The sequence below is a fragment of the Streptomyces sp. NPDC002784 genome (assembly GCF_053592135.1).
In genome coordinates this window covers 1-4064 of sequence record NZ_JBSFVD010000102.1, presented here as the reverse complement: position 1 = coordinate 4064, position 4064 = coordinate 1, and the positions used below count along the sequence as shown (strand labels likewise).

Annotated in this window: 3 protein-coding genes and 1 pseudogene; 3 read left to right on the top strand and 1 reads right to left on the bottom strand. The window is 66.2% G+C overall.

What is annotated here, in order from left to right; genetic code table 11:
* Positions 1 to 592 precede the first annotated feature (592 nt).
* Entirely contained in the window at positions 593 to 1861 is a 1269-nt protein-coding gene (locus ACWD1Z_RS36690; protein WP_451125148.1) for a cation:proton antiporter, read from the top strand.
* A gap of 83 nt (positions 1862 to 1944) precedes the next feature.
* Here ACWD1Z_RS36690 and ACWD1Z_RS36685 read toward each other — a convergent pair.
* A pseudogene (locus ACWD1Z_RS36685) lies at positions 1945 to 2136 on the bottom strand (D-alanine glycine permease); the annotation flags it as partial.
* 771 nt (positions 2137 to 2907) lie between these two features.
* On the opposite strand from ACWD1Z_RS36685, the gene aac(6') reads away from it, so the two are divergent.
* Positions 2908 to 3381 (top strand): aminoglycoside 6'-N-acetyltransferase, encoded by a 474-nt coding sequence (gene aac(6'), locus ACWD1Z_RS36680; protein ID WP_451125146.1) that lies wholly within the window; start codon positions 2908 to 2910, stop codon positions 3379 to 3381.
* A gap of 90 nt (positions 3382 to 3471) precedes the next feature.
* Entirely contained in the window at positions 3472 to 3657 is a 186-nt protein-coding gene (locus ACWD1Z_RS36675) for a hypothetical protein (RefSeq protein ID WP_451125144.1), read from the top strand.
* Positions 3658 to 4064 lie beyond the last annotated feature (407 nt).

The following is a 4064-nucleotide window of genomic DNA, read 5'->3' as shown; positions in this document are numbered from 1 at the left end:
GCTATGAACGCAAGGCCGAACACTTCCTGGCCTTCACAGCCATCGCCTGCACCCTCATCTGCTTCCGCAGGCTCGCCAATTGAGACGACCTCTAACTCCGCGTCGCTCACAAGATCTGGCCCGACGACTCGCACCCTGGTACCTGGCGACAATCGGTGGTCGGGCGGGTTCCGTCGTCCCAGGAGTTGGCACTGCTGTGGGTATCTCGCTCAACCTGACTGAGGCTGCGAAGCGGCGCCAGCGGTGTCGGCCCGGAGCGGAGCAACAAGGAGAAGGAATTGGATAAGCGCCATGCCGAATTTGGTGCTCTTCTTCTTCTTCTTCGTAAGCTGTAAATACGTGTTCGGCTTTACCTCGGCGCGGTCGGCAAAAGGACGTACGGCCCCACGGACGCCAACCAGACTTCCCGGCACACCCCCGCCCTTCTTGACGCGTACTGCACACCCTCATGGGAGCGGGCCCGTCGGCTCGTCCCCGCCTGTCCGCTGCAAACGGGCAGGCAGCGAGCTCGGTGACGTACTCGGGCGAGGCAATCGGTGCGGACGGGGTACACACGTGATCTGGTAGTGATCGTGTCGGGCAGGAGGTCGCAGTGACGCTTTCGGACGTGGTCTACGTCTATCTGGGCCTGGGAGCGCTGGGAGCGGCCGTGCTGCCCCGGGTGGTGTCCAGACGGCCGCTGTCCCTGCCCATGGTCTTCCTCGCGGCGGGGGTTTTGATCGAGTTGCTGCCGGTCGGCGTGCCGGCCGTGGATCCCATTGCTGATCGCCTGTGGGTCGAGCACGCCACCGAGGTGTGTGTGATCGTGTCGCTGATGGGCGCGGGGCTCGCCATCGACCGGCCCTTCGGATGGCGCCGGTGGTCAGGGACGTGGCGGTTGCTGGGCATCACGATGCCGCTGACCGTGGCGGTCGTGGCCCTGCTGGCCTGGGGGCTGCTCGACTGGCCGCCCGCTGCCGCTCTGCTGCTGGGGGCTGTGCTCGCGCCCACGGATCCCGTGCTGGCCAGTGAGGTGCGCGTGGGCGAGCCGCTCGGTGCCGAGCGCGACGAGGACGAGGTGCGGTTCTCCCTGACCAGTGAGGCGGGGCTCAACGACGGACTCGCCTTTCCGTTTGTGTACGCAGCCATCGCCCTCGCCGCTGCGGCCGGGACGGGGTGGTCGGCGGACTGGATCGGTACGTGGGTGCTGACCGACCTGCTGGCCAAGTGCGCTGTGGGGCTCGCCGTCGGGGGTGGTGTCGGCTGGCTGCTGGGGTGGATGTTCTTCCGGGTGCGCGCCTCCGCGCTGCGGCTGTCCAAGCACATGGAGGGCTTCGTGGCGCTGGGAGCCACCTTCCTCTCGTACGGCATCGCTGAGGTGTTGCATGGTTACGGCTTCCTGTCCGTGTTCGTGACGGCCTGCGCGATCCGGGCCGCCGAGCGCAGCCACGGCTATCACAAGGTGCTGCACGAGTTCACCGAGCAGATCGAGCGGTTGCTCACGGCCGTGCTGCTGTTCCTGCTCGGCGGTTACCTGGTGGCCGGCGCCTTGTCCGCCCTGACGCTGATGGGCGCGCTGTTGGGCGCGCTGGTGTTGCTGGTCGTACGGCCGCTGACCGGGTGGCTCGCACAGGTAGGGACCCCAATAGGGAAGGAGGAGCGTGCCGTGGTCGCCCTGTTCGGGATCCGGGGCATCGGTTCGCTGTTCTACCTGTCCTACGCGCTGGGGCAGGACTCCTTCGGCGGGCTGGACCAGGAGCTGTGGGCAATCGTGGCCCTCACCGTGGTGTTCTCGGTCGTGCTCCACGGAGTCATGGCGACCCCGGCGATCGGTTACCTGGACCGGCGGCGCGACGGCGCGGAGCTCGGCGGTCGGTCGTAGGCGGCAGGCGTACGGGCCCGTACTCACCCAGGCGCGAGGTGGAACGGGCCCGTGCAGGAGCCGGGCCGCCGGGGTGGGGGTGATCAGACGGTGGTGTTCACCGACTCCTCGTCCTCGCCGTCGTCGCTGATCTCACTGGCGTTGCGGGCGCGGACGAACTCCAGGAAGGAGCCGAGCTCGCGCTTGACGACCGGGGCCAGCAGGTGCAGGCCGATGATGTTGAAGACCGACAGCAGGAAGAGCGCGGAGTCGGCCAGGCTGATCAGCGAGTTGAGGCATCAGGGCGCCCAGGATGTCGAGCTCCCGCAGACGGGCCCACCCGCCGACCTGGCAGGTGGAGAGCGCCGTGGTCGCCCGCTTCGGGACGCCACCTCATGCCCACCACCAAAGACGGCCGCTCGGTCTGCATCGCGCCCGGCGACCAGGAGGACGTGCTCGCGTTCTGCGCCATGCAGGCACACGCGGCCACCGACGGTGGCTGGGTCGACTTCGGCCGCACCCACCCCGGCGTCGGCGGGGTCGCCCACTCCTGCGAGGAGGCCCCCTCAACGCCGGGCCATGCCTGCCGCGACGGCTTCACCCTGATCGCTGCCTACGCCGACGGCCACCTCGTCGGCCCTTCCTCAGCCCATAAGCGGCCGGCGCCACCGACTCCCTCGCCGGGATCTGTGAACTCGCCGTACGATCCGGATGGCAGGGCCGCGGCATCGGGGTCCACCAAGCCCTCATCTACACCCTTAAACCCCAATGGGCCTCCCTTCTCGCTATGCCCGGCGCTCCCGCCCAGCAGCTCTACCACCGACTCGGTTACCAGTACGCCGCCCCTACAAGACCGGGCCGGACGGGCCCACCCTCGACCTGTTACTGCTCCACTCCGGCACCTGACCGTCGTCGTGCTTCGTAGTCGGCCAAGCGGTACCCCGCCGTGGGCGGCTCGACCACCCTCAATAGGTACGACCTGGTCGGCTATTGCGTGGATCAGCTCGTGACGTGGGGAGAGGCCACGTGGGCTGAAAGTGGCTTCAGTGCTCAGGGAGAATGAGGGTATGAAGCTGCGTGGGGACAAGGTCGTACTGCGTTCGGTGACCGATGGCGATACTGAGATCCTCCAAGGGGTCGTACGTGAACCGGAAGTTGCGGCGTGGTGGTCGCCTCCGGACGACTATGAGGGCATGTTGGCCGTCGTTTTCGAGGGTGAGGTCATCGGCGCCGTGCAGTTCGACGAAGAGACCGATCCCGAGTTCCGTCACGCCAGCATCGATATCTTCCTGACGGCGAGGTGCCACGGGAAGGGTCTCGGTGCCGACACGGTGCGCACGCTGGCCCGGTGGCTGGTGCAGGAACGCGGCCATCACCGACTGACCATCGATCCCGCCGCAGCCAACACCGCGGCGATCCGCTGCTACAGCAAGGTCGGGTTCAAATCCGTGGGGATCATGCGAGCGTACGGGCGTGACCACCGGACGGGCACCTGGCAGGACGCGCTGCTGATGGATCTGCTCGCAGAGGAGCTGACCTGACGCGATCGGCCCTCGAGCGCCTCACAGCGTGACGTGGCAAGGGCCGCACGGGTCCTTCGAGTATTTCGAGTGTGAAGACGAAGAGGGCCCGTGCGGGCCGGCACCGTGGACATGAAGGCGGCGCATGAGGTCCTCGGCCCTTACGGAGTGGTGCAGGATCCCGAGATGGGCATCCTGCTGGTGAGTACAGCGAAGGGTAATCACGGCATGTTATCTGCGATCTTCTTCTTAGGTGCTCTGGTCTGCTTTGTTGCTGCTCAAGCGAGACGCGAGTGATCAGCGTGCAGCTAATGCTCGCGGCTGGTGGAAAGTACTCTCCTGTTGAGAACGGGCAGGATGCGCTGATATTCATCGTGGTTTTCGCAGTGATCATTGCTGTGTTATACGTTACTTTTCGGAGACGGCGATAGTGATCAAGTAGTGAGGTTTCAGCGATGGTGCTTCAGGGTGACGACGGTGGCGGAGAGCGCGGCTCTGCACCACTGGTACGGACGCCGGTCCGGGACGTCCGTAGCGGTGATCCTGCAGGGCAGCGCAGGGAAGTCTCTGTAAGTGATTGAAACGGTGTGGGTGACCGCAACGATTGCGGGTTGCGTCCGTGGAGATGGTGTACGGGTTCGACCTGATCCGGGGGTTTGCTCCGGCATCGGGATGGTGCCCGCATAGATGAACGGCCACCGGCT